32 protein-coding genes, 1 tRNA gene and 1 pseudogene are annotated in these 24,351 nt (G+C 39.9%); 16 read left to right on the top strand and 18 right to left on the bottom strand.

The features are described from left to right. Window positions 1-49: 49 nt before the first annotated feature. From E7Y33_RS08400 to E7Y33_RS08390, 3 genes are all read left to right on the top strand, one after another. Entirely contained in the window at window positions 50-505 is a 456-nt protein-coding gene (locus tag E7Y33_RS08400; RefSeq protein WP_139690214.1) for a GNAT family N-acetyltransferase, read from the top strand. A gap of 103 nt (window positions 506-608) precedes the next feature. After that, window positions 609-1,136 carry a thiol-disulfide isomerase gene (locus E7Y33_RS08395; RefSeq protein ID WP_139690213.1) on the top strand — a complete coding sequence of 176 codons (528 nt, stop codon included), beginning with the start codon at window positions 609-611 and terminating at the stop codon, window positions 1,134-1,136. Between the two features lie 69 nt (window positions 1,137-1,205). Continuing rightward, a complete protein-coding gene (locus tag E7Y33_RS08390; protein ID WP_202612950.1) occupies window positions 1,206-1,727 on the top strand; it encodes a hypothetical protein in 522 nt (173 codons plus the stop codon). A gap of 219 nt (window positions 1,728-1,946) precedes the next feature. Here E7Y33_RS08390 and E7Y33_RS08385 read toward each other — a convergent pair whose 3' ends face one another. The 5 genes from E7Y33_RS08385 to E7Y33_RS08365 all read right to left on the bottom strand — a co-directional run bounded on the left by E7Y33_RS08385 (window position 1,947) and on the right by E7Y33_RS08365 (window position 3,868). Then, window positions 1,947-2,150, bottom strand: coding sequence for a CsbD family protein (locus E7Y33_RS08385; protein ID WP_000102420.1), 204 nt, complete (start codon window positions 2,148-2,150; stop codon window positions 1,947-1,949). A 41-nt stretch (window positions 2,151-2,191) separates the two neighbouring features. Beyond that, a complete protein-coding gene (locus tag E7Y33_RS08380) occupies window positions 2,192-2,776 on the bottom strand; it encodes an Asp23/Gls24 family envelope stress response protein (protein ID WP_000072931.1) in 585 nt (194 codons plus the stop codon). An 11-nt stretch (window positions 2,777-2,787) separates the two neighbouring features. Further along, window positions 2,788-2,958, bottom strand: a complete 171-nt coding sequence (locus E7Y33_RS08375) for a DUF2273 domain-containing protein (RefSeq protein WP_000454669.1) — start codon at window positions 2,956-2,958, stop codon at window positions 2,788-2,790. Window positions 2,959-2,968: 10 nt separating this feature from the next. Then, the gene (amaP, locus tag E7Y33_RS08370; RefSeq protein WP_139690211.1) at window positions 2,969-3,532 is read right to left on the bottom strand and encodes an alkaline shock response membrane anchor protein AmaP; all 564 of its coding nucleotides are present in this window, start codon (window positions 3,530-3,532) and stop codon (window positions 2,969-2,971) included. Between the two features lie 99 nt (window positions 3,533-3,631). Continuing rightward, window positions 3,632-3,868 carry a GlsB/YeaQ/YmgE family stress response membrane protein gene (locus E7Y33_RS08365; protein ID WP_033630119.1) on the bottom strand — a complete coding sequence of 79 codons (237 nt, stop codon included), beginning with the start codon at window positions 3,866-3,868 and terminating at the stop codon, window positions 3,632-3,634. 296 nt (window positions 3,869-4,164) lie between these two features. On the opposite strand from E7Y33_RS08365, the gene E7Y33_RS08360 reads away from it, so the two are divergent. Then, entirely contained in the window at window positions 4,165-5,646 is a 1,482-nt protein-coding gene (locus E7Y33_RS08360; RefSeq protein ID WP_139690210.1) for an AcpB/EbpR/MafR family transcriptional regulator, read from the top strand. A gap of 477 nt (window positions 5,647-6,123) precedes the next feature. Here the strand turns inward: E7Y33_RS08360 and E7Y33_RS08350 are convergent, their stop codons facing one another. The 4 genes from E7Y33_RS08350 to E7Y33_RS08335 form a co-directional block, all read right to left on the bottom strand. Beyond that, window positions 6,124-7,269: a low temperature requirement protein A gene (locus tag E7Y33_RS08350; protein ID WP_139690209.1), complete on the bottom strand. Its 1,146-nt coding sequence runs from the start codon at window positions 7,267-7,269 to the stop codon at window positions 6,124-6,126. Window positions 7,270-7,483: 214 nt separating this feature from the next. After that, complete coding sequence (locus E7Y33_RS08345; protein ID WP_237665657.1) at window positions 7,484-7,936, bottom strand: XRE family transcriptional regulator; 453 nt, start codon at window positions 7,934-7,936, stop codon at window positions 7,484-7,486. 57 nt (window positions 7,937-7,993) lie between these two features. Then, window positions 7,994-8,066, bottom strand: a tRNA-Lys gene (locus tag E7Y33_RS08340). A 263-nt stretch (window positions 8,067-8,329) separates the two neighbouring features. Then, entirely contained in the window at window positions 8,330-9,601 is a 1,272-nt protein-coding gene (locus E7Y33_RS08335) for a replication-associated recombination protein A (RefSeq protein WP_139690208.1), read from the bottom strand. Window positions 9,602-9,716: 115 nt separating this feature from the next. Here E7Y33_RS08335 and E7Y33_RS08330 point away from each other — a divergent pair, with 115 nt between their 5' ends. The 10 genes from E7Y33_RS08330 to E7Y33_RS08280 all read left to right on the top strand — a co-directional run bounded on the left by E7Y33_RS08330 (window position 9,717) and on the right by E7Y33_RS08280 (window position 18,011). After that, the gene (locus tag E7Y33_RS08330) at window positions 9,717-10,187 is read left to right on the top strand and encodes a DUF3013 family protein (RefSeq protein ID WP_000257122.1); all 471 of its coding nucleotides are present in this window, start codon (window positions 9,717-9,719) and stop codon (window positions 10,185-10,187) included. Between the two features lie 19 nt (window positions 10,188-10,206). Then, the gene (locus E7Y33_RS08325) at window positions 10,207-11,268 is read left to right on the top strand and encodes a site-2 protease family protein (protein ID WP_139690207.1); all 1,062 of its coding nucleotides are present in this window, start codon (window positions 10,207-10,209) and stop codon (window positions 11,266-11,268) included. Between the two features lies 1 nt (window position 11,269). Continuing rightward, window positions 11,270-11,698, top strand: a complete 429-nt coding sequence (locus E7Y33_RS08320; protein WP_139690206.1) for an NUDIX hydrolase — start codon at window positions 11,270-11,272, stop codon at window positions 11,696-11,698. Next, window positions 11,695-12,096, top strand: a complete 402-nt coding sequence (locus tag E7Y33_RS08315) for a hypothetical protein (protein WP_139690205.1) — start codon at window positions 11,695-11,697, stop codon at window positions 12,094-12,096. Before E7Y33_RS08320 ends, E7Y33_RS08315 begins: the two co-directional genes overlap by 4 nt. After that, window positions 12,075-13,025, top strand: a complete 951-nt coding sequence (prmA, locus tag E7Y33_RS08310; RefSeq protein WP_139690204.1) for a 50S ribosomal protein L11 methyltransferase — start codon at window positions 12,075-12,077, stop codon at window positions 13,023-13,025. Before E7Y33_RS08315 ends, prmA begins: the two co-directional genes overlap by 22 nt. Before the next feature lies 1 nt (window position 13,026). After that, window positions 13,027-13,770, top strand: a complete 744-nt coding sequence (locus tag E7Y33_RS08305) for a 16S rRNA (uracil(1498)-N(3))-methyltransferase (protein WP_139690203.1) — start codon at window positions 13,027-13,029, stop codon at window positions 13,768-13,770. Between the two features lie 10 nt (window positions 13,771-13,780). Continuing rightward, the gene (gene pepF, locus E7Y33_RS08300; protein WP_139690202.1) at window positions 13,781-15,577 is read left to right on the top strand and encodes an oligoendopeptidase F; all 1,797 of its coding nucleotides are present in this window, start codon (window positions 13,781-13,783) and stop codon (window positions 15,575-15,577) included. 20 nt (window positions 15,578-15,597) lie between these two features. Next, complete coding sequence (locus E7Y33_RS08295; protein ID WP_139690201.1) at window positions 15,598-16,380, top strand: deoxyribonuclease; 783 nt, start codon at window positions 15,598-15,600, stop codon at window positions 16,378-16,380. A gap of 61 nt (window positions 16,381-16,441) precedes the next feature. Then, window positions 16,442-17,233: a DUF2785 domain-containing protein gene (locus tag E7Y33_RS08290; RefSeq protein WP_125384889.1), complete on the top strand. Its 792-nt coding sequence runs from the start codon at window positions 16,442-16,444 to the stop codon at window positions 17,231-17,233. Between the two features lie 109 nt (window positions 17,234-17,342). Beyond that, window positions 17,343-18,011 carry an MIP/aquaporin family protein gene (locus E7Y33_RS08280; RefSeq protein WP_125384888.1) on the top strand — a complete coding sequence of 223 codons (669 nt, stop codon included), beginning with the start codon at window positions 17,343-17,345 and terminating at the stop codon, window positions 18,009-18,011. 57 nt (window positions 18,012-18,068) lie between these two features. Here E7Y33_RS08280 and queF read toward each other — a convergent pair whose 3' ends face one another. From queF to E7Y33_RS08245, 7 genes and pseudogenes are all read right to left on the bottom strand, one after another. Next, the gene (gene queF / locus E7Y33_RS08275; RefSeq protein ID WP_000082582.1) at window positions 18,069-18,560 is read right to left on the bottom strand and encodes a preQ(1) synthase; all 492 of its coding nucleotides are present in this window, start codon (window positions 18,558-18,560) and stop codon (window positions 18,069-18,071) included. 17 nt (window positions 18,561-18,577) lie between these two features. Then, window positions 18,578-19,294, bottom strand: a complete 717-nt coding sequence (gene queE, locus E7Y33_RS08270) for a 7-carboxy-7-deazaguanine synthase QueE (protein WP_139690200.1) — start codon at window positions 19,292-19,294, stop codon at window positions 18,578-18,580. Then, window positions 19,287-19,730, bottom strand: a complete 444-nt coding sequence (gene queD, locus E7Y33_RS08265) for a 6-carboxytetrahydropterin synthase QueD (protein WP_049484671.1) — start codon at window positions 19,728-19,730, stop codon at window positions 19,287-19,289. Before queD ends, queE begins: the two co-directional genes overlap by 8 nt. Then, on the bottom strand, window positions 19,730-20,383 hold the full coding sequence (queC, locus tag E7Y33_RS08260; protein WP_049484672.1) for a 7-cyano-7-deazaguanine synthase QueC: 654 nt from the start codon (window positions 20,381-20,383) through the stop codon (window positions 19,730-19,732). Before queC ends, queD begins: the two co-directional genes overlap by 1 nt. A 202-nt stretch (window positions 20,384-20,585) precedes the next feature. Continuing rightward, window positions 20,586-20,900: a thioredoxin gene (trxA, locus tag E7Y33_RS08255; RefSeq protein ID WP_001029581.1), complete on the bottom strand. Its 315-nt coding sequence runs from the start codon at window positions 20,898-20,900 to the stop codon at window positions 20,586-20,588. Window positions 20,901-20,915: 15 nt separating this feature from the next. Next, window positions 20,916-21,137 (bottom strand): annotated as a pseudogene (locus E7Y33_RS08250) (DUF4649 family protein). A gap of 97 nt (window positions 21,138-21,234) precedes the next feature. Then, a complete protein-coding gene (locus E7Y33_RS08245) occupies window positions 21,235-21,615 on the bottom strand; it encodes a MarR family winged helix-turn-helix transcriptional regulator (RefSeq protein WP_044020363.1) in 381 nt (126 codons plus the stop codon). Between the two features lie 196 nt (window positions 21,616-21,811). Between E7Y33_RS08245 and E7Y33_RS08240 the strand changes: the two genes are divergently transcribed. Together E7Y33_RS08240 and E7Y33_RS08235 are read left to right on the top strand one after the other, a co-directional pair. Next, the gene (locus tag E7Y33_RS08240; RefSeq protein WP_000781325.1) at window positions 21,812-22,186 is read left to right on the top strand and encodes a CidA/LrgA family protein; all 375 of its coding nucleotides are present in this window, start codon (window positions 21,812-21,814) and stop codon (window positions 22,184-22,186) included. Further along, entirely contained in the window at window positions 22,183-22,878 is a 696-nt protein-coding gene (locus E7Y33_RS08235) for an LrgB family protein (protein ID WP_042902664.1), read from the top strand. Before E7Y33_RS08240 ends, E7Y33_RS08235 begins: the two co-directional genes overlap by 4 nt. A 31-nt stretch (window positions 22,879-22,909) precedes the next feature. Here the strand turns inward: E7Y33_RS08235 and E7Y33_RS08230 are convergent, their stop codons facing one another. Together E7Y33_RS08230 and E7Y33_RS08225 are read right to left on the bottom strand one after the other, a co-directional pair. Next, complete coding sequence (locus tag E7Y33_RS08230) at window positions 22,910-23,638, bottom strand: hypothetical protein (protein WP_139690199.1); 729 nt, start codon at window positions 23,636-23,638, stop codon at window positions 22,910-22,912. Window positions 23,639-23,653: 15 nt separating this feature from the next. Then, complete coding sequence (locus tag E7Y33_RS08225; RefSeq protein ID WP_000173188.1) at window positions 23,654-24,349, bottom strand: ABC transporter ATP-binding protein; 696 nt, start codon at window positions 24,347-24,349, stop codon at window positions 23,654-23,656. Between the last annotated feature and the right edge of the window lie 2 nt (window positions 24,350-24,351).

Here is a 24,351-nt window from a genome sequence, read left to right as displayed (position 1 = left end):
TAAGAGAAGTAGTATAATAAAGAAACATTGATAAGATGGTGAGGTCAAGATGATGATTCGTTTTGAAGAAAATATGAGCACAGAAAATGCTCAGCTCGTATGCCAATGGTCTAACTCCCTCGGAAAATCCTTTCAAGAACAATGGATGGGAACAAAGATTCCTTTTCCCTTGACCATTCAAGTCTTGCAAGATTTGGAAGGAATTTTTTCAATCTTTGTTGGACCAGAGTTTGTGGGGCTTATCCAGAAAATCAGGCTAGAGGAAAGAAATCTTCATATCGGGAGATTTTTTATCAAGCCCCAGAAACAGAGACAGGGCTTAGGTAGACAGGCTTTAAGGAATTTTGTTAGTTTGGCCTTTGAAAATGAAGACATAGAAACTATTTCTCTAAATGTCTACGAGGCAAATCAAGCAGCTCAGAATCTTTACCAAAAAGAAGGATTTGAAATCGTTCAAATGGTTGAAGAACCTGTACGAAAATACATCATGAAAAAATGTAAATAGAAGTTACTTGGGGCTAGAGTCCCAAGGATATCCAAGGATAAGGCAGTTACCTTTCAAAGCCGGGAACAAGATTTTTATGATTTCTTAGATAGAGGAGATAAACATGTCGAGACCTAGAAAAATACGAATCTTGCTTGCTTCTGCACTTGCCTTAGTTGTTGGTATCACTCTTTATTTTCAGTATCAAAACCACCAAGAACATATGCAATTAAAGGCTTTCTTTGAAGAGAGGGACAATATAGCCGTCTTACAACGTTTGATGGCATCAGAAAAATATGCGTCTGACATCCGTAAAGCGGGCTATGTCATTCCTCCCGATGGAGCTATTCGCTTGGATGGAGGGATTGACTCCATAGAGATAAAAGGAGACGTCGATTTGAAAATATCGCATCCTGGACGGAATGGGGTTACTGCTTATTTTGAAATAGAGATAGATGGTAAAATAACTAGTGTACTATATGAATTGGATAAGAACTTTGATATAGTTTCTAGCGCCTATTTTCAAACAAATGAAAAAAATATAAATGAGAGAGTGAACATCTCTCAAGCCGAAGAAGAACGCCTATTAAAGATTGTTCGAAAAGAGTTGAAAGCTTTTCTAGATAAGATGTATCAGACTTTGTATGGTTGATGTTACTAGTGAGAAATAAACGCGAGACTCTGTTCAGGATGTCAACGATGATAAGAAAGGGGGGATAAAATGTTTACAGAATTGCTCTTTATTGTCTCTTTTGTCTTACTTTTACGTTTGTTTAAAAGTAGGCGCTCACGAATGATTATAGGAGTCTTGTATAGTTTGCTGCTAGTTTGGTTTGTCTTTTCAGTTTTGAACTATGGCAAATACACTCTTCAACCAGGTCAATCTGTCAACTTAAGAGTAAATCCCAGAACACAAGATTTGGAATACTATTCACTCTTCATCTTGAAGAAAAACGATTCAAGTAAAATTAAATTAACTGGCTCTAGTGTTTGGAGTGAGAGTAATGGTGATGTTTACTATGAAGTAGAGGGACAAAAAATTATAAAAAGCCATGGTTTCGACAAGGAGGATGAAGAACTTCCAAACAACCAAGCAGATATTTATTTAGAAAAAGATGGAGTTGTTGTGAGTTACCAAGGTGAAAAAGTGTTTGATGCCACCAATAACAAACCCTACACGATCACCATTACCAATGTAGACAATCAACCAGCCCAATTTGAGGCTCAAGTGGTGGATAAATAAGCTAGTCTAGTAGTGTGCAAGCTTTTAAATTTTCTTTCTTTAAAAGGGAACTATTATTTTAAACAAGTAAAAAAGCCCTGAAACCAGAGCTTTTCCTATTAAAAATTTCTTTTAACGAAAAATGGGAAGCGCGTTTAGAATCCAATCTACAAAAAAAAGAGGACATTTGCGGTCCTCTTTTTGACTACTATAGATAAAAAGGTCAATTAACGTTTAGCCTTATTTTTCGTCTTTGTGAAGCATGTTTTTAACACCTTCAATAGCGCCTTCGACAGCGTCTTTAGCATCTTCAGCAACTTCTTTTACTTTAGAAACAACTTTTTCAGCTGCGCCTTCTTTTTCCATTTTTTCATCGCCGATCATTTTGCCGACACCTTCTTTAATGGAACCTTTTGCTTGGTTTAATTTTTCTTCTGTTGACATGATTTTGCCTCCTTTAAATTGATTGATTTAGACCAGATGAATTAGTGTACGCGAGCATTTTCCTTTGCTTCGCCCTTAACGGCTTCAACACCTTCGCCTACTTTTTCTTGAACAGCAGCAACACCTGAACCGATACCAGATTTCACTTTTTCAAATTGTTCTGAAGCAAATTCTCCTGTTGAAGAAGCCACGTCAGTTACTCGGTCTTGGAGGCTTACTGAATCTGCTTCATGCTGTTCCTTCGTTTTGATATCAACAACATTCACATTGACTTCAACAACTTCTAGATCAGTCATTTTTGTAACTTGTGATACGACAACATCTTTGATTTCTTTGTACAAAGCTGGAACATTCTTTTGGTATTCAACAACAATGTTCAAGTCAACTGCTACTTGTTCTTTCCCAACTTCAACATTGACACCATGAGTGACATTATCTGTATTGATAATTTTTTCTGTTAGATTAGAGAAGAATCCTCCATCCACATCCAAAAGTCCAGGTACTTTTTCAAGTGAAAGACCAATGATTTTTTGGATGACTTTATCTTCATAAGTGAGTTCCCCTTTAACATCTTGAGAAACAACAGCGACATCTTTTTTTTCTACATTTTTATCTACGTTTGACATACGAGACTCCTTTATTTATTTAAATATTTTTCCTTAACATAGTATCCAGCAAATGCTCCTAAGGCTCCACAAATTAGTACAAATAGTGTTTTGAAAAAGCCAAAGGATAAGATAAAGCAAGCGAGAATGACACCTACTAAACCTGCAATGATTGGATACTGGTATTTTTTAAACCATTCCATTTTTACTTCCTTACTTTACACGACTAACAGTCTTTTTGGTCGTTTTTTGAGGTTCAACTTCTTTTACTTTAACTTCAAGTTTTACCTCACGTTCAATACCAAAGAACTGCTTTAATCCATGAGTTATTTCATTCTGAATGACTAGACATCGATTTGAGATGTTGTCTGAAGGAAGAATTTTACCTTCTACAGTAACGAAACATTTATTTTTGCGGCTATTTACATGGACCGTTGGTTCTTTCATCAACTGATGATCAATAACCAAACATCGAACAAAGCCTTCGATAGCTGAATTTTTTAGTTTTAATGTATCTTCTTGAGTTTCTAATTGAATCTCTAGATATTGCTTAGGATAAAAGAGTATCACTAACATTGAAATTAAAACTAAAACAGATAGGACAAGTGTCCCCCAAAAGACATATCTAGCAATCAGGAATTCAGCGTAGAGTTCTCTCCAACTGAATAAGTGGATATCTAAATCACTGACCTGATGATAATCTATGAGAATAGGAAGGAAAATAGTCAAGATTAAGATACAGAAAATAAGTAACAGTATTTTCTTTGCTTTTGACATATTAAATCCTTTCAATTGAAAAGCTTTAAACCATAATTTTACCCGTCTACAGTATTCAAAATTATGGCTTATCACTTTTAATTTCTTACTAGGTAATGCTTATTTTTTACCAAATAAGAATGAAACGACTGCAACAACAATCACTGCACCTACGATTGACGGAATAATAGCCATTCCAGCCAATGAAGGTCCCCAGCTTCCTAGAAGTGATTGCCCTACAGATGAACCGATAAGACCTGCAAAGATATTTGCAATCAATCCCATTGAACCACCTTTTTTAGTGATTGCACCTGCGGCGAGACCAATAAGACCTCCTACAATAATGGACCACAACATAGTGTATCCTCCTTTTCTATTTCTAAATCAAAGAGTCAATTTCTTTGATTGAACTAATTATATACTATCTCAACTTGGAAACATAATAGTTTGTCTTGAATTACGTACCGTAAAAATGCACTTTAGATACAAATAAATAAGAAAATCTTGATGCTACTGGGTTTCTAAGGGATTAGACTAGTCTTTTTATGACAAGCAAAAGTCGTTCTAAGAGGATAAATGGACTCCATGTGGTATAATTGCATGAAGATTGAAAGACAATCCTTCAGTTTATTATAAAGAGAGAAAAGCTATCCATGAGAGATTTATTATCTAAAAAAAGTCACAGACAATTAGAATTATTAGAATTACTGTTTGAAAACAAACGCTGGTTTCATATTTCAGAACTAGCAGAATTATTGCACTGTACAGAACGTTCTGTAAAAAATGACTTATCCCATGTCAGGTCTTCCTTTCCTGACTTGCTATTTCATTCCTCAACAAACGGCATCCGTATCATTAATACCGACGATAGTGATATTGAAATGATCTATCATCATTTTTTTAAGCATTCAACTCACTTTTCAATATTAGAATTTATCTTCTTTAATGAAGGATGTGATAAAGAGAATATTTGCAAAGAGTTCTATATCAGTTCTTCCTCTCTTTACCGTATCATCAGTCATATTAATAAAATCATTAAGAAACAATATCGTTTTGAAATTAGCCTCAATCCAGTTCGAATCACTGGAAATGAGATTGATATCCGTTACTTTTTTGCCCAGTATTTTTCAGAGAAATATTATTTCCTTGAATGGCCTTTTGAAGATTTTTCTCAAGAACCCTTGTCTCAATTATTGGAATTAGTCTATAAAGCAACTTCTTTCCCGATGAATTTATCAACTCACAGAATGTTAAAATTACTTCTGGTTACAAATTTATATCGTATAAAGTTTGGTCATTTCATGGAAGTTGAGAGAGACTCTTTTAACAATCAATTGTTAGAATCTTTCATGCAGGCAGAAGAAATCGAAGAGATTGTAGCGAGCTTTAATTCTGAATATCATATCTCACTGAATAAAGAAGTGATAAGTCAACTGTTTGTATCCTATTTTCAAAAAATGTTTTTCATAGATGAAGAAGTATTTCTGAACCATGCAAAAACAGACAGCTATGTAAAAAAATCGTATCAGTTATTGGGCGATCTAGTAGATCAGGTATCAAGAGAGTATAATCTCCAAGTAGACAATAGAGATAATCTGATTTGGCATCTGCATAATACAGCACATCTGCATCGCCAGGAATTATCGACAGAGTTTATCCTATTTGATCAAAAAGGCAATACAATCAAGAACTTTCAAAATATTTTCCCTCGATTCGTTTCAGAGGTGAAGGAAGGGATTGAACACTATCTAGAGGCTTTGGATATGGACCGTAGTTCAATGAAGGTCAATCATTTGACCTATACTTTTATCACCCATAGCAAACACTTAGTGCTAAATCTTTTACAAAACCAACCTAAATTAAAGGTTTTGGTTATGAGTAATTTTGATCAGTATCATGCAAAATCAGTAGCAGAGACACTTTCTTACTATTGCAGTAACAATTTTGAACTGGAAGTTTGGAGTGAATTAGAGTTATCACTTGAGTCTCTAAAAGAATCACCTTACGACATCATTATTTCTAATTTTATTATTCCTCCGATTGAAAATAAGAGACTGATTTATTCCAATAATGTCAATACAGTCGCTCTCATCTCTTTGCTTAACGCAATGATGTTTATTCGATTAGACGAGTAACTAAGAATAACAAAAAACGCTAGATAGCGTTTTTTCTTATAAGAAAAGAATTTCATCTATATTAGACTCAAAATATCCTAAAAATCTTGTCATTTCTTAGTTCAAAACAACAAAAAAAAGCCTTGAAATCAAGGCTTTTCCTGTTGTTTAGATGCCCCCTGCATGAATTTGTAAGAACTTTTCATATTGAAAATAAACAAAAATGTTGAATTATAGCTGATTTTAGGGAAATACTTTTAGGTATTTTCAATGTCAGGATTTAAAAATGGGGCAAAAGTGGGGCAAAAACAAATTAACGAAAAAAATATCGAGTTCGTGCATCAAGTAAATGATAAATTGCAAGAATAAGTGCAACATTTACTCGAACTCATCCTCTAGAGCTCCACTAGCAGTTCTGTAAGCTAAACATTTTCGTGGTCGGTGATTGATATCATATAAAGCCTTGGTTCCCAAAGCTTTTTTTATGTTATAAACTCATTAAAATAACTCCCAGTTAGATTTGGAATATTTTTTATTCTGTGTCATATAAAAATAAATAAAATGAATGGCTATAGCTAGAGCTAAAATGGTTGTAATACTCACTACTATTATAGGATTAGAAGCAAAGATTAAAGAGAGAATCAAGGCAGCCAGATAGAGTGTCGCTTGGACACAGTAGTAACTTTTCGAATAGCGAAGATAGTGTTTGTTACAGGGCCCATTTACTAGGACAGCAACTTGGAAGAGGCCAAATCCGATATAAGAGAAGATGGTTGCAAAGAGAAGATTAGCTTCAGGATTCAGAAGAAAACTCATCGAAACGGTCATCATAATAAGTCCAATGAAAATAGGATAGTGACTGTAAATTAGAAATAGTCCCTTTTGATTAGATTCTTCATCAATAGCATGGTCGAATTGACCAAAATAAAACAAGAACAGAGAAAGCATAATAATGAAATAAAGAACCGAATAAATCGAGAAATTCTCGATTGTAAAGAAGTTAGCTAGCTCCATAATCATCTCTCCAAACGTAATAATGACAAGAAGGGAGATGCGCTCGATTAAATGGGGGAGATTTACCTGGTAATGCTTATCTTTACTAAGCAAGATAATTGGCATAATAAATGTTAGCAGAATACTAGCAAATAAGACAGAGACTCCAACGTAAATAGGAAGAAGAGCTGCTAGATAGACTCCTAAACTTCCTAGACCTGTTATCCATAGAAAACCTTTGATACTTTCCCGTTCAACATTATCGGTTGATTTTCTAAAAAATTCAACCAAATATTGTAAAAATAAGGTAAAGGTTAATGTACCAACAGCCCAACAAAGATAATGAAAATATTGTTGCCAATCAGGTCCAATCATATTGGCTATAAAGAGTAAAAGTCCCATTTTGATAAACATGATTACCATGTTAAATAAAGAGTTCTTTCCATAGCGATTGGTATAAACGGTTTGAATCATCCATGAATCAGTGAGAACCAAAACAGCCATGAAAAAATCAAGGAAAGAATTCCAAGTCAAAATACCGTTATGAAGATGCTCAATTAAAGTAGTTACTTTTGAAATTGCAAAAACAAAAACTAAGTCATAAAAAAGTTCTGAAAATTCTACACGTTTATGTTTAATAAGAGTTGTCATCTTAAGACCTTTCTATTTTAGAAGTAAAATTTATTATAACAGAAAATGGTAATAAAAGAAAAGAAGATGCTTAAATAACTTCATGTGACGCGAATTGTCAAAACCTTGGAGCACATTTACCTCACGTACCAGCTTACAGGCGGAGTGTTTGATGATTGATAATGAAGAATAAGATTTTACAATAGAAAAGCGAGGATATCCTCGCTTTTTTTATTTAATCTAATAGCTCCTTATTTTCAATTAAGAGCTCTAGTGGAGATTTATCTCTTGCTTCAATAAAACCAGGTTCATATTGGGTATGAAGTGTTCTTTTCTGAGAAGTTGGATCAATATACAACTCTTTTCCATCTTCTGTGTATAGTTGGTTGCCTCTTGTTAGGTAAAGTAAATCTTCTAAGTACGGTCCATCAGTATGTAGGAAATGCTCGATGTATTTGACAGCTTTTAAGATTTCACTTACTTTATCAGAGTATTCATTAGATTCAAGAACACTCTTTTCTAACTCAATCTCTTTACTCGTTCCAAAGAGTTGGGTTGGAGTTGCATTAAAATATTCTGCTATCTTATCCAAATTTGCAAAGGTAGGATAGCTTTTTTGTTTTTCGTAGAGGAGCAAAAGAATTTTTTTACACACAAAATATATCTTGAGCATCTGTTGATGGGACATAAGTAGGGAGGACACAAAAAAAGCCCTGATTCCAAGGCTTTTCCTGTTGTATTTAGATGCCCCCTGCAGGGCTCGAACCTGCGACCCATAGATTAAGAGTCTACTGCTCTACCAACTGAGCTAAGGAGGCAAAGAAAAAGCTGTATTGGTGCCGAAACTTCACGGTTTGTATTGAACCCGCGCAATTAAGCAGGTGGGCAACTCGCTCTAACTGAAGCTGTTTCCGTGTGAGACGGCCTACATGCTGTTAGAAGACTTTTGTTTCCCTAATAATACAAAAAATAGTCGGTCAACACTTAAGTGTGAAGTCGTACACCACAGCGTTTCTATGTTTATATGATACCACTTTTTCAAAAAAAATCAAGAGGAAAATTTATTTTTTTGAAAAGGATTTCACAAGTCCCGTAATTTATCAATGGTTTCCTTGCGTTGCGCTAAGGCTCGTTCGTATTTGCCAGTATCTTCCGGAGTGAAGTAGTGCTGGTCTTTTATTTTTTCTGGCAGGTAGTCTTGTTTGACCCAATTTCCAGGATAGTTGTGTGGATAGAGATAATCTTGGGCGTTGCCCAGTTCCTTGCTTCCACTGTAATGACCATCACGCAGGTGTCGTGGAATGGGGATATGACCTGATGTTTTGAGGTCAGCAAGGGCCTTGTCCATCGCCACATAGGCTGAGTTGGATTTTGGAGAAAGGGCCAAGTCAATCACGACATTGGCAATGAGGATGCGAGCTTCTGGGAAGCCAATCTTTTGAGCAGCATCTAGAGCAGTTACAGTATGGATCTGAGCTTCAGGATTGGCCAAACCGATATCTTCATAAGCGATAACGGTCAAGCGACGAGCGAGACTAGGAAGATCCCCAGCCTCAATCAAGCGGGCCGCGTAGTGGAGACTGGCATCAACATCCGAGCCACGGATGGACTTTTGTAAAGCAGAGAGAACATCATAATGTCCATCTCCATCCTTGTCCATGGTAATATAGCTTCGTTGCAGGCTATTTTCCATGATATCGAGCGTGATATGGCGGATACCCTTGTCATTTTCGGGAGTAGAGAGAACGGCTAAGTCTAGTGAATTAAAGGCAGAACGCAGGTCTCCATTTGTAGAGGTCGCGATGAAATCCAGTGCATCCTCATCTAATTCAACTGGGAAATCAAAGCCACGTTCAGGGTCAGATAGAGCTATCTGAATCGCTCCTTTGACATCTTGATTGGACAAGGGTTCTAACTCAAAAATCTGAACACGGCTACGAATGGCTGGAGTGACAGAAAAGAAAGGATTTTCAGTCGTCGCCCCAATCATGATGACCAGACCACTTTCCAAGAGGGGAAGTAGAAAGTCTTGCTTGGTTTTGTCAAGTCGATGGATCTCGTCCAGTAGTAGGACCAACCCTCCAGAAAATTTAGCTTCTTCGGCGATTTCTTGCAGTCGCTTTTTACTATCAACCGTCGCATTGAAGGTCCGAAAGGCATACTTGGTGGTCCCAGCGATGGCAGAGGCGATACTGGTCTTTCCGATTCCTGGAGGTCCGTAGAGAATCATGGAGGACAGACGATTGGCTTCCACCATGCGACGGATAATTTTTCCAGGTCCGATTAGATGCTCCTGACCGATGACCTGGTCGATGGTTTTGGGGCGCATGCGAAGCGCGAGATTGTCTGGCATAGCAGTCCTTTCTAACATGGATTTTCTGATGTATATGTGGTAAGATGGTAGTATCTATTTTAGCATATTTCCGAGCAATCGGGGCGATTAAAGAGTCGCATAGAAAGAGGACAAAATGGCAACATACGGATTTTTAGATGTTTTAGAGGAAGAATTGGAGAAGAACTTTCCCTTTGACTTTGAGATTAGTTGGGACAAGCGCAACCATGCGGTAGAAGTGAGTTTTCTTTTGGAAGCACAAAACGCTGCAGGTGTGGAGATGGTGGACGAGGACGGAGAGGTATCATCAGACGATATCCTCTTTGAAGAAGCAGTCCTTTTCTACAATCCTGCCAAGTCAACAGTCAATGAGGAAGACTATTTGACAGTTATCCCTTACCTACCTAAAAAAGGTTTTTCTCGTGAGTTTCTAGCTTATTTTGCGCTATTCCTCAAAGACACTGCAGAGGTTGGGCTGGATGCGCTCATGGACTTTTTGGAAGACCCAGAAGCAGAAGAGTTCGTCATGGAATGGAACCAAGAAGTCTTTGAAGAAGGAAAAGTCGGCTTGGAAGAAGGAGAGTTTTATCCTTATCCGAGATACTAGAGACTAGGGGAGAAAGTATATGAAGAAAATAGTCTTGTCTTGTATTTCCGGTCTGTCCTTTGTTTTTTTAATGCTGGGATTTGTTTTTGGGACGATTGCCTTTAAAGAGTTAGATTTTTCTTTAGTTTTTATTCCAGGCTACCTATTTACTTTTTTCAGCATTTATCTGATATTTATCCTTCATGAGCTGGGGCACGCATTTTGTGGTTATCTGACAGGCTATCGCCTGGTGGCTTTTGGATTAGGAAACTTTCTTTTGACCAAAAAGTCAGGCAGGTTTCATCTGAGTCGAACAGCCGTTCTGAAAAATGTTGGTGCTCAGTATATTGGATTAAAAGAAGATGAAAGCGATCAAAGAATCATCTTGATGCTTGCAGGCGGTTTGATGGTTCATCTTAGCTTGATTTTATTGGCGCTATTGTATGGATTTTTGACAAGAAGCTGGTATTTTGCGGCTACTTGGATTTGTCTAAATCTATCTTTTCTTCTCATCAATGCTAAGCCGGTTGGGATTACCGATGGAGCGAAAATCTGGGAATTGCTACAACAGCCTGAAAATAGGAAATACGCCTACTCGGTGTTGAGACATTCTGCCCAGACCTTGCTAGCTCCTCAAGAATATGATTTGAAAGACTTTATCATGCCTGTTGATGAGGATGCAAGAGGGAGTTTTGCAGAAAGCATTCAGATTTTTCAGGGACTAGTTTTCATATTCGATGGTCAGATAGAGACTGCCAAAAAACACTTTCAGTCTTTATTAGATAAAACAGATAACCCAATGTCTCAAACTCTTTCTCAATTATACCTTCTTCAAATAGCCTTGCTTGAAAGGGATCATGAGAAAGCAGAGGAATATGCAAGTAATCGAGGAGTCAAGTCCTTCTTATCTCTAAAAATGGCAGATACGCAGATAATGCAAGCCTGGTATCAATTTCTGGTAAAGAAAGATATGGATCAGACTGACAAGGCTATAAAAATTGCTAGACAAAACATGGTGACCAGCCGTTTGGTGCGGGATGAGAAACGTTATTATGAAAACTGGTTAGCAGAATTGGAGAAAGAATTATCCGAAGGAGTCTAATATGGAAATAGAAATTTCTGATTTCACAGGTTGCAAAATTGCCCTCTTTTGTGGTGATAAGCTTTTGACTATCTTACGTGATGACAAATCAAACATTCCATACCCTAATACCTGGGAATTGCCAGGTGGCGGGCGAGAAGGCGATGAAAGTCCTTTTGAGTGCGCGGCGCGTGAAGTTTATGAAGAACTGGGAATTCATCTGACTGAGGATTGTCTGCTTTGGAGTAAGGTGTACCCAAGTATGCTTTTTGAGGGGAAGGAATCCGTCTTTCTAGTTGGTAAGTTAACGCAGGAACAGTTTGATAGTATCGTCTTTGGCGATGAAGGACAGGGATATAGAATGATGAGCACTGAGGAGTTTTTTGGCTCAGATAAGGTCGTGCCCCAGTTGCAGGAGCGAGTGAGGGATTATTTGGAGGAAGTAAAATGATTTTTGCAATTGCAACAACGACGTTAAATAAGGAAGTTAAACGCAAACTAAAAACTGGACAATATTCTAGAGAAGAAGCTACATTCATCTATATGGAATATTTAAAGTTAAAGAAGCAGAGAGAAAGTGGCACGAAAGTAGCTGGGATTTCTATGGCTGTTATTTGGGTATTAATGCTTGTTATACCCTTACTGAGTGGTAGAGGTCTCGTACTGCCCCTCTCAGTATATTTTTTATTTTTGATACTGTTTGCAGGAATTGTTCTATTTGTTTATTATCTTACGTTTGGTATTTTTAAACAGCAGATTCATAGTGCAATGAAAGAACATTATACAGATGTGATTGAAGAATTTAAGAAGAATAAGGAAGATTCAAAATGGAAACATGGCAAGAGTTAAAAGTTACAGTGAAGCGTGAGGGAGAGGAGCTGGTCTCCAATCTCTTGATTGAGTTAGGTGCCCAAGGTGTTGCGATCGAAGACAGCATGGACTATGTGGGGAATGTCGACCGTTTTGGTGAGATTTTCCCAGAGGTCGAGCAACAAGAAGAAATCGTAGTGACCGCCTACTATCCTGATACGGTTGATGTAGCAGTGGTTGAGGCAGATTTACAGGCTCGTCTCCTAGAATTAACAGATTTTATGGATCTAGGAGAGGTCAAGATGGGCACGACTGCCTTGGCTGAGGAAGACTGGGCAGACAACTGGAAGAAATATTATGAACCAGCTCGCATTACTCATAACTTGACCATCGTGCCGTCTTGGACAGACTATGAGGTGACTGCGGGAGAAAAGATTATCAAACTGGATCCTGGTATGGCCTTTGGGACTGGGACGCATCCAACTACTAAGATGAGCCTCTTCGCCTTGGAGCAGGTTCTTCGTGGTGGTGAAACGGTGCTAGATGTGGGTACTGGATCAGGTGTCCTTTCTATTGCCAGCTCGCTGCTTGGTGCCAAGGAAATCTTCGCCTATGACCTCGATGACGTGGCGGTTCGTGTCGCTCAGGAAAATATCGAGCTCAACCCTGGCATGGAAAACATCCATGTTGCTGCTGGAGATTTGCTCAAGGGTGTGGAGATTGAAGCAGATGTCATTGTGGCTAATATCTTGGCGGATATTCTCATCCATCTGACGGACGATGCCTATCGTTTGGTAAAGGACGAAGGTTATCTCATCATGAGTGGCATTATTAAGGACAAGTGGGATATGGTGCGTGAGTCAGCTGAGTCGGCAGGTTTCTTCCTTGAAACCCACATGATGCAAGGGGAATGGAATGCCTGTGTCTTTAAGAAGACCAAGGATATTTCCGGTGTGATTGGAGGCTAACATGCAGCAGTATTTTGTCAAAGGCAGTCCTATCTCCCCTGTCACCATTGAGGACAAGGAAACCAGCAAGCACATGTTTCAGGTCATGCGCTTGAAAGAAGGTGATAAGGTTACCTTGGTCTTTGAGGATGGTATCAAGCGTTTGGCGCGCGTGTTGGATGTGGAAAATCGTCAGTTTGAATTGCTCGAAGAATTAGCTGACAATGTGGAACTGCCAGTTCAAGTAACCATCGCATCAGGATTTCCCAAGGGAGACAAGCTTGAGTTCATCACTCAAAAAGTGACGGAACTAGGAGCCAGTCAAATCTGGGCATTCCCTGCCGACTGGTCAGTTGCTAAGTGGGATGGCAAGAAATTGGGCAAAAAGGTTGAAAAACTTGAAAAAATCGCCCTTGGAGCGGCAGAACAAAGCAAGCGTAATATCGTTCCAAGTATTCAGCTTTTCGAGAAAAAAGCAGATTTTCTAGCTCAGTTTGACCAGTTTGACTCAATTGTGGTGGCTTATGAAGAATCAGCAAAAGAGGGAGAAACCGCTGCGTTTATCCAAGCAGTCTCTGGTCTTGAAAAAGGAGCCAAGTTGCTCTTCATCTTTGGTCCAGAAGGTGGTCTATCACCTGCAGAAATCGAAAATTTTGAAGCCAAAGGAGCAGTTCTTGCAGGACTTGGTCCTCGCATTCTAAGAGCAGAAACAGCGCCGCTTTACGCCTTATCAGCCCTTAGTGTTTTATTAGAATTAGAGAAATAAGAGGAAGAAAATGGAACAAAAACACCGTTCAGAATTTTCAGAAAAGGAACTTTGGGATTTAACCGCCCTATACCAAGACCGTGAGGATTTCTTGCGAGCAATCGAGAAGGCTCGCGAAGACATCAATCAATTTAGCCGTGACTACAAGGGCAATCTTCATACGTTTGAGGAGTTTGAAAAGGCCTTTGCAGAATTGGAACAAATCTATATCCAGATGAGTCATATCGGCAATTATGCCTTCATGCCTCAGACGACAGACTATAGCAATGAGGATTTTGCTAATATTGCCCAAGCTGGGATGGAATTTGAAACAGATGCCAGCGTAGCTCTTACCTTCTTTGATGATGCCTTGGTAGCAGAAGATGAGGAAGTCTTGGATCGTTTGGGTGAACTGCCATATTTAACAGCTGCCATTCGTCAGGCAAAAATCAAAAAAGCCCACTATCTCGGGTCAGATGTAGAGAAGGCTTTGACCAATCTCGGTGAAGTTTTCTACAGTCCACAGGACATCTATACTAAGATGCGAGCTGGAGATTTTGAAATGGCTGACTTTGAAGCTCATGGCAAAACCTACAAAAACAGCTTTGTGACTTATGAGAATTTCTACCAAAACCACGAGGACGCTGAGGTTCGTGAGAAATCTTTCCGTTCCTTCTCAGAAGGACTTCGTAAGCACCAAAATACAGCTGCAGCAGCCTATCTAGCTCAAGTCAAGTCTGAAAAACTCTTGGCAGATATGAAAGGCTATGACTCAGTTTTTGATTATCTTTTAGCTGAGCAGGAAGTAGATCGTGCCATGTTTGATCGCCAGATTGACCTCATCATGAAGGATTTTGCGCCAGTTGCTCAGAGATACCTCAAGCATGTTGCCAAGGTGAATGGTCTTGAAAAGATGACCTTTGCTGACTGGAAATTGGATTTGGACAGTGCTCTTAACCCAGAGGTTAGCATTGACGACGCCTATGATTTGGTCATGAAGTCAGTAGAACCTTTGGGACAAGAATATTGTCAGGAAGTTGCTCGCTATCAAGAAGAACGCTGGGTAGACTTTGCTGCTAACAGTGGCAAGGATTCTGGTGGTTATGCGGCGGATCCATATCGCGTGCACCCTTATGTCCTCATGAGCTGGACAGGCCGTTTGAGCGATGTCTATACCTTGATTCATGAGATTGGGCATTCTGGTCAATTCATCTTTTCTGACAACCACCAAAGTTACTTCAATGCCCACATGTCGACCTACTATGTAGAAGCGCCATCAACCTTCAATGAATTGCTCCTCAGTGACTACTTGGAGCACCAGTCTAACGACCCGCGTCAAAAACGCTTCGCTCTTGCCCATCGCTTGACAGACACCTACTTCCATAATTTCATCACCCACCTCTTGGAAGCAGCTTTCCAGCGTAAGGTTTATACATTGATTGAAGAAGGGGAGACCTTTGGAGCAAGCAAGCTCAACAGCATTATGAAGGAAGTCTTGACAGACTTCTGGGGAGATGCCATTGAGATTGATGATGATGCAGCTCTGACTTGGATGCGCCAAGCTCACTATTACATGGGCTTGTATAGTTACACTTACTCTGCTGGACTAGTCATCTCGACTGCTGGTTACCTTCATCTGAAAAACTCTGAGAACGGAGCTAGAGACTGGCTCAATCTTCTCAAATCAGGTGGAAGTAAGACACCGCTTGAGTCAGCCATGATTATCGGAGCGGATATTTCAACGGATAAACCCCTTCGTGATACCATCCAATTCTTGTCTGACACAGTTGATCAGATTATCGCTTACAGTGGTCAGCTGGGAGAGTAAAGGGAATTTAGGATAAGGATATGAACAGAATTAAAAAATGGCTGGAGCAGGATTCACAAAGAATTCGTTTTATCAAAATAGGCCTAGTCTTGCTGGGAATCATTTTATTGATTGCTCTTCCTACTCTCTATCTTGTTTTGAGCGGAATTGGTATTTGGTATTTTGTAAAGAAAGCACCAGATATTCGAAAAAGAAATTTAATGATCGGACTTTTCGTTGTCAGTTTTGTTGCAGTTGCTCTTCAAACTCCAACAGTCTCAAAGAAAACTTCATCTTCTCAGTCAGAAACTAAGCAGACTGCGACATCAACTACTTCGACAGCTTCAACCACTGATACTTCATCTAGTATAGAGGAAGCAAAACGAATCGAAGAAGAGAAAAAAGCTAAAGAAAAAGCAGAAGAAGAGAGAATTGCCAAAGAAAAAGCTGCAAAGGAGTTGCTAGAAAAAGGTGAAACCTTAGTCAAACAATTAGAAGACAGTCAAGATGCGAGTCAAGTGAAGTCTGCTAAAGAAACAGTTAATCAGATTGAAAATAATGATAAAAAGACAGAGTTGCTTGATAGAATAGGTGCAGTTGAGTCGTTAATTTCTCAAAAAGAAGAAGAAAAAAGAGCTGCGCGTGAAGCTGAAACCAAAGCTCAACAGCAAGATAGAATTGTCTATGTTGCAAACCATGGGAAATCAAAAGTTTATTGGTATAGTAAGGATAGAATGCCTCCAAAAACGAATAAAGCCAACGTTGTTGAGATGACAGAGGCAGATGCAATTGCTGCAGGAAAACGTCCATCAAAAACAGAATAAGAAAGAAAGTTATCTTCGGATGACTTTTTGATAAGTTACTAGAAATGTAGAGGTGCTAGAGATGCGTCAAGAATTACAAAGAAAAGTGATAGAAGAAAAACCAAGCTATAGTCGAGAAGAAATTCAGTGGCTGCTTGAGCACTTGGGAGATCCCTCTCCAGAAATTCGAGATGAACTTGTTTTTACGAGTTTGGCTAGGGGGATTCAAGAAGAGTTGTTTTCCCTTGAGCAGTTTCAGTTTATCTCAGAAGAGGTCTCCTCTGATGAAGGTCTATACAAAGAGATTGATAGTAGAGGAGTTTCGGCTCTTAAACGTTCTTTTAGGGCGCTTATTTATGCCAATCTTTTGTCTGCAGATGGTAACGAACACTCTCTTTTCTATAAAGGTTTAAAAACTGATATAAGAAATGCTATGCTATCTCAAGGTTTGTATTACCTTAAAAAAGAAAAGGATACGACAGGTTTTTCAAGTCAGTATGGTTGGGTTCACGCTTTTGCGCATGGAGCGGATCTCTTGACTGAAGTCGTTTGTCATCCAGATTTTCCTAGTAACAGAGTTTCTGAAGTATTTGATGTACTGGGTCAACTATTTAAAAGAATTACCATTCGTTTTACAAATGATGAGGATTGGCGGTTAGCGAGAGTACTTTATGAACCCATTTTACAAGGGAAGTTGGAGCAAGAGCAAGTAGCCTCTTGGATAAAAACTGTTGATTTTCCGATAGAAGAAAGGGAAGATTTTTATAAATTTTCCAACTTCAGATCCTGTCTGTTGGAAGTCTATGTTCAACTTGACCAGAGAAATAGTTTACAAGATGACTTGAAAGAAGCTATTCAATCTTTTCAGTACTAAGGATAAGCGAGTCGTTTCATGATTTTCAAATAACTTTCCAGTCAATTTTCTTGAAACCCTTTCCTTCTTTTGATAGACTAATACATAGTTTGAAAAAAGGAGACTTATCATGAAAAAATTTGTTGCTGAATTAATCGGTACATTTATGCTTGTGTTCATCGGAACAGGAGCTGTTGTTTTTGGAAATGGTGTTGCAGGTCTTGGACACCTTGGAATTGCTTTTGCCTTTGGTTTGGCAATCGTAGTAGCAGCTTTCTCAATCGGAACTGTTTCAGGTGCTCACTTGAACCCAGCGGTTTCGATCGCTATGTTTGTAAACAAACGTTTGTCATCTTCAGAGCTTGTAAACTACATCCTTGGACAAGTAGTTGGAGCTTTCCTTGCGTCAGCTGCAGTATTCTTCCTCTTGTCTAACTCAGGCATGTCAACTGCAAGTCTTGGTGAAAATGCCTTGGCAAACGGTGTCACTGTCTTTGGTGGTTTCTTATTTGAAGTTATCGCAACTTTCTTGTTTGTCCTAGTTATCATGACTGTAACATCAGCAAGCAAGGGCAATGGTGCAATCGCTGGTTTGGTAATCGGTTTGTCATTGACAGCCTTGATCCTTGTAGGCTTGAACATCACTGGACTTTCAGTAAACCCAGCTCGTAGCTTGGCTCCTGCTGTATTGGTAGGTGGCGCAGCTCTTCAACAAGTTTGGATTTTCATCCTTGCCCCAATCGTTGGTGGCGTTCTTGCAGCACTTGTTGCGAAAAACTTTCTTGGAACAGAAGAATAATCGAAACTCAAAAAGCCTTGCTCCTCAGTTTGAGGAACAGGGCTTTTTCGTATCTGTTTAACGGTTGTCAATTTTCTCTGGATAAAGGTCGTGTTGAAAGAGACGCTGTTCTGCCAAGCCTTCATACTTGGTTCCAGGTCTACCGTAGTTGTAGTAAGGGTCGATTGAGATACCACCGCGCGGAGTGAATTTCCCCCATACCTCTAAATAGCGAGGGTCTAGCAAGTTGACCAAGTCTTTTCCGATGGTGTTGATACAGTTTTCGTGAAAATCCCCATGATTTCGATAGCTAAAGAGGTAGAGTTTGAGGGATTTTGACTCGACACAGAGCTTGTCAGGAATGTAGGAAATATAAATCGTCGCAAAATCTGGCTGAGCAGTGATTGGGCAAAGCGAGGTAAATTCAGGACAGTTGAATTTGATGAAATAGTCATTTTCCACATGACGATTGTCAAAAGATTCGAGGACTTCGGGTTGATAGTCGAAAATGTAGTTGGTTTCTTTGTTGCCGAGGAGGCTTAGATTTTTCATTTCTTCTTGTTGTGACATGATTTTTTCTTTCTAATTTAAACACCACGTTGGTTATCGTAGAGGAGGGTATGGAGTTGAGGAAGGACGCGGACATTGCCCCAGCTATCGTCAGTAGCGACACGTTCCCAGAGTTCTTTGAGGCGGTCTAGTTGGTCTTGGACAATATTACCTGTAGCCTTGGGCTCAGGATTTCCAGCCGATAAAAAGAGGACATCTGGTTGGTAACGTTCTTGAATCCCTTTGGCAAAGGCTAGATCTGCATCATCAAAGACAGGGATTTTAAAGGTGACTTTGTCTGGGTCCAGTTGGGAAACGATGAAATCCAAGGTCTCAAAGTTGACTTCCATCTTGGATGAAGGAGGTTTGGGGCTGAGAGTGACCTGGTCAATGTCTTTTAACCAATTTTGCCAGCGGGAGCCTTGGGTCTCAACAGCCAGAGTGACACCGCGTTCCTTGAGCTTGGTGACAAGTTGAGCCATGTTGGCTGCTAGGATAGCAGGATTTCCCCCAGACAGGGTTACATAGTCGTAGCTTCCTAATTTATCTAAGGCAGCAATGACTTCATCAGCTGTCATACGAGTAGGTTTTTCAGAACCATCCCAAGTAAAGGCAGAGTCGCACCAGTCGCAGTGGTAGTCGCAACCAGCAGTGCGGATAAACATGGTTTTCTGCCCGATAGCACGACCTTCACCTTGAAAGGTTGGACCGAAAATTTCCAGAACAGGTAGTTTGAGGACACGTTCCTTAGTCATCTAACCACTCCCGTCTAAACTCCGCAAAGGCAGTCGGAGTCTCATAGAGGCGAACGCATTCCAAACGGAGACCGCGCTCGTCGGGCAACTCTTGACTCATAGTTTGGAAAATCCAGTAAACCATGTTTTCAGCAGTCGTGTTCATATAAGGCAGGGTTTCATTGAGATAGCGATGATCCAAGTGGGGTTCTAAGTAGTTCTTGTAGATAGCTTTGATGTCTCCGAAATCGTGGGTCATACCACGTTCATCTAAAAATCCACTGACAGCGATTTGTAAATGATAAGTGTGGCCGTGCAGGGACTTGCATTTTCCCTCATAGTGAAAGAGGTGGTGGGCAGCATCAAAGGTAAATTCTTTTGATACCAAGGTTCTGTGAGGATTGTAGACCAGAGACTCGCCAGTTTCTTGTTTGATTTCTTTGGGTGCAAAAAACATTAGCCCACTCCTTTCTGTGAGAGATAAACATCTAGTCCATGCTGGCGCAGGTGACAGGCTGGACAATCACCGCAGCCACTACCGATAATCCCATTGTAGCAGGTTAAGGTCTTCTCACGAACGTAGTCAAAGGCACCGAGTTGGTCGGCTAATTTCCAAGTTTCAGCCTTGTCTAGCCACATGAGAGGTGTTTGGATAACAAAGTCATAATCCATGGCAAGGTTGAGAGTAACATTAAGGGATTTGATAAAGACATCACGGCAGTCAGGGTAGCCTGAGAAGTCTGTCTCGCAGACACCTGTCACGATATCTTGAATGCCTCGTTGCTTGGCAAGAACTGCTGCAAAGGATAGAAAGAGGTGGTTGCGGCCGTCAACAAAGGTATTGGGAACCTCTCCCTCGTTTTGCTCGATCTCCAGATCAGAGGTCAGGGCATTTTCAGTGATTTGTCCCAGCAGAGACATATCGAGGATGTGATGACGAATACCCTGTTCCTTAGCGATTTCTTCAGCAACTTGAATTTCGAGATGATGGCGTTGGCCGTAGGCAAAGGTGATGGCTTCGACTGTTTCATAGTGTTCTTTAGCCCAAAAGAGGCAGGTTGTGGAATCTTGACCGCCACTAAAGACGACCAAGGCTGATTGACGTTTCATAGTACTCCTTCCAAAATGGGAAATGTTCAGAGCACGCAAAAAGCTCCCTTGAGGGGAGCTAAAAAATACCAAGTAGAGGTTTTTTTTAGCGATGGCATGTCCCAAACATCGTAATATTCTACCTACAGTCTAGCATATTTTTTGAAAAATGGCAAAGGGCAAGAAAAAAGAGACCAAATAAAGTACTTGGTCTCTTGTGTGATTAGCTCAATTCAGCAACGATGGCCTTGATTTGTTCTGCAGTGTGTACTCCAGCAACTTGTTTCACCACTTGGCCGTCTTTCTTGAAGAGAAGGGTTGGGATAGACATGATTCCAAAAGCACGAGCTGTGTTTGGATTTTCATCAACGTCCATTTTAACGATTTTCAAGACATCTTCTGAAAGTTCTTCAGACAATTTGTCCAAGATTGGACCTTGCATACGACATGGACCACACCAAGTTGCCCAGAAGTCTACCAAAACCAAACCGTCTTTTGTTTCTTGTTCGAATGTTGCATCTGTAATTGCTTTTGCCATTGTATTTCTCCTTTTTTAGTTATATTGGCTTAAATCTTGTTTCATGAGATAGAAGAAGACATCTCCATAAGTCCCATGGTAGTCCAAATCATGACCATTGTAGGTTAATTTTTGGACAGTGTAGTAATCAGCAACGCCGATAAGGCAGGCATGTTGAGAACGTTAAAAGTCTTGGTAAGACTCGAAAGTCATGGTTCTCTCTTGCTTGCTGGCGTCTAGATAAGTAATTTCGATCATATAAAACTCCTTTGTTCGATCTTGACTTTATTGTACTCCTTGAAAAGAGGAATGTCAAGAAAAATGATTGCGCACGCAACTTTTTTAGGAAATCTGATTATGAAATGAAATCAAGACTCGTCTCCAGCCTTTCTTCGACAGCCTTTTGCAGGTAAGCTAGAGTTGTCTGTCCCTCGTCAGTCAGGCAGATAAAGCTAGCCCGTCTATCCTGATCGCAACACCGGCGACTAAGCAAACCACAGTTTTTCTCTTCTAGTCGAGCCACCATTCGAGAAACTGCGCTTGGACTGAGATGAAGCTTATCAGGTAAATCAATCTGGCGTAGAGATTTTTCTTGGGCCAAATCCAGATAGTAGAGCAGGTAAAACTCTTTCAAGGTCAACCTTTGTTCACTCTGCTGGGCAATAGTTTCTTCCAACAAGGCTTCCATTTCCTTTTGACGGCGGTTGTAGTCAAACCACTTTTCCAAATAGGTCATTGCTTTCTCCTTTCTTTTCAAAGTAAAAATCACAAAGTCATTACTGATTATCTTTGTAACACAAGATGATTGCGCATGCAATGATTATACTACTTTTAACTAATCCTTGCAAGAAAGAAGAATTTCAATATTTCCTTGAAATTTTCTGAAAAAAGAGTAAACTGGTATGCAAGAAGTTTATTTCATGGAGTTTAGGATGAAATTATATGTTCAATTGATGATTCTCTTTGTGATTTCTCTAATCGGTGAGGGAATCTCCAGTTTCTTTCATTTGCCCATCCCAGGCAGTATTATCGGCTTGATTATTCTCTTTCTAGCCCTACAGTTCAAGTGGCTAAGGACCAGACATGTCAACATGGTCGGGAATTTCTTGCTGGCCAACATGACTATTCTCTTTTTGCCACCAGCAGTAGGTATCATGGAAAAGTTTGATGTGATTGCTCCTTATCTTTTGCCTATCGTCTTGATTGTCTTTTTTGCGGCTGTCATCAACATTATTCTTATTGCCCTAGTGGTTCAGTTTATCAAGAGACGATTTGAGGGAGATTATGAGAAAGGAGATGCCAAATGAGTGAATTTGTATCCAATCCTCTGTTTGGGATTGCATTATCTATCCTAGCTTATCTAGTGGGGATGTTGATTTACAGACGTTTCCCCCATCCATTGACAACGCCCCTGCTTTTGTCAGCCATTTTTATCATTATTTTCCTTAAGGCGACGGGTATTTCTTATCAAGATTATTACCAAGGTGGGGTTTATCTGAACAACTTGATTGTCCCATCGACCGTGGCTCTAGGGATTCCGCTTTATAAGAGTTTTCACCTGATGAAGCATCATGCTCGCAGTATTCTCTTTGGTAGTCTGTTAGCAGTAGTTGTCAATACTTGTTTCACTGCCATAGTAGCGAAAATATTTGGTATGGACTTTTTCCTAGCCATTTCTCTCTTTCCCAAGTCAGTGACAACCGCCATGGCAGTGGGGATCACAGAAAAATTGCAAGGTTTGACGACTGTGACCTTGGTCGTCGTAGTGGCGACTGGGATTTTGACCAGTGTTATCGGACCAACCCTTTTGAAGTGGTTGAAAATTGATGATCCAGTAGCAGTTGGTCTTTCCCTTGGTGGAACAGGTCATGCAGTCGGAACGGGAACAGCCTTTCGATACGGCTCGGTAGCAGGAGCCATGGGTGGCTTGGCTATCGGTGTCACCGGTATACTCTACGTATTTGTCAGCCCCATCGTAGCCAGTTTGATATTGAGTTAAAGAAAAACCCAGCTTTCTAGCTGGGCATTTTTTATTGCAAATTAACCTTGTTTTTCAAGATGTAGTAGGTACCGAGATAGTAGATAGCTGATAAAAAGAGATCGCGCAAGATTTCTGTACCAGCCATCACGTTAAAGTCATTTTCAATTCTGAAGAAGAGAGAAACATAACCAATGACGATGGCAATGACGATATAGGCTAAAATTCCCATAGCTGTTCGATACTCGTTAAAGAGTTGCCCGATAGAGATGGAGAGGTAAATGGACAAAATCCATGCGATCGAACTGACAAATAGTGATAGGGCATACAGCCAGCCGTAGCTGAGGTAAGGGGAAATGAAGTTATAGAGGGCAGTGAAGTCTTTTTCTATTGGTGTTAAGAAGATGATGATCAATATACTCAAGATAAAGACGATATAGCTTAAGATGGACCAGACAAGACCACCTAAAAGTTTTGCGATGATGATTTGGTGCTCAGAGACAGGCAAGGTCAGGGTCAAATACCCTTGGCGGTCATAAACACTCCCCTTGAATCTTCGGATGATTAAAAAGATTGTTGCAATCCAAAGAGTGACGCTGAGTCCTCCAAAGACTAGTACTAAAAAGAAGATGAAATAAGCAGCATTGTTAGGATTGTAACTCTGGCTAAGGCTGCTAATAAAAGCTCCAATCAAAACTGAAATCGCAAGCACAGCACCGTAGAGTGCCAGATACCATTTATTGACATTTTTAAATTCATAACGAACTAGATTCCAAAACATAATAATCTCCTTTGCTTAGGCTTTAAATTCCTGGCGGAAGAGCTGGTCAATTGATTCACCTGACTCGTAACGAATATCATCAACATTTCCTTGGCGGACGACTTTTCCGTCTTTGAGGAAGATAATCTCATCCAAGATAGGCTCAATATCTGAAATCAAGTGGGTTGAAATCAGCACCGTAGAAGTTGGTGAGTAGTTGTTGATGATGGTATTGAGAATATAATCACGGGCAGCTGGATCCACTCCACCGATTGGTTCATCGAGGACATAAAGGCGGGCTTCACGGCTCATAACCAGGATGAGTTGGACCTTTTCCTTGTTTCCTTTTGATAGTTTCTTGAGGCGACTATTTTCATCAATACCGAGATCGGCTAAAAGGTGTTGGGCTCTTTCGAGATTGAAATCTTGATAGAAGGTTTTAAAATAGGTTAGAGCATCCTTAACCTTCATCTCTTCATTGAGGTAGGTTGTATCTGGTAGGTAGGAGACGATCGCCTTGGTAGCAGGACTTGGATCCTGTCCGTTAATGAGGACACGTCCTTTATTTGGTTGAAGGAGGCCATTGATCAGTTTGATCAAGGTTGTTTTTCCGGATCCGTTTGGTCCAAGGAGCCCGACAATCTTTCCGGCTGAGATCTCTAGTGAGATATTGTCAAGTGCCGCAGTTGCTCCATATGATTTTGTTACATTTTCAAGTGCTAGTAGTGTCATAG

This window comes from Streptococcus oralis (assembly GCF_006175905.1).
GTDB lineage: Bacteria > Bacillota > Bacilli > Lactobacillales > Streptococcaceae > Streptococcus > Streptococcus oralis_BG.
Note: the sequence above shows the minus strand (reverse complement) of the source record. Positions and strands in the feature narration are given on the sequence as shown.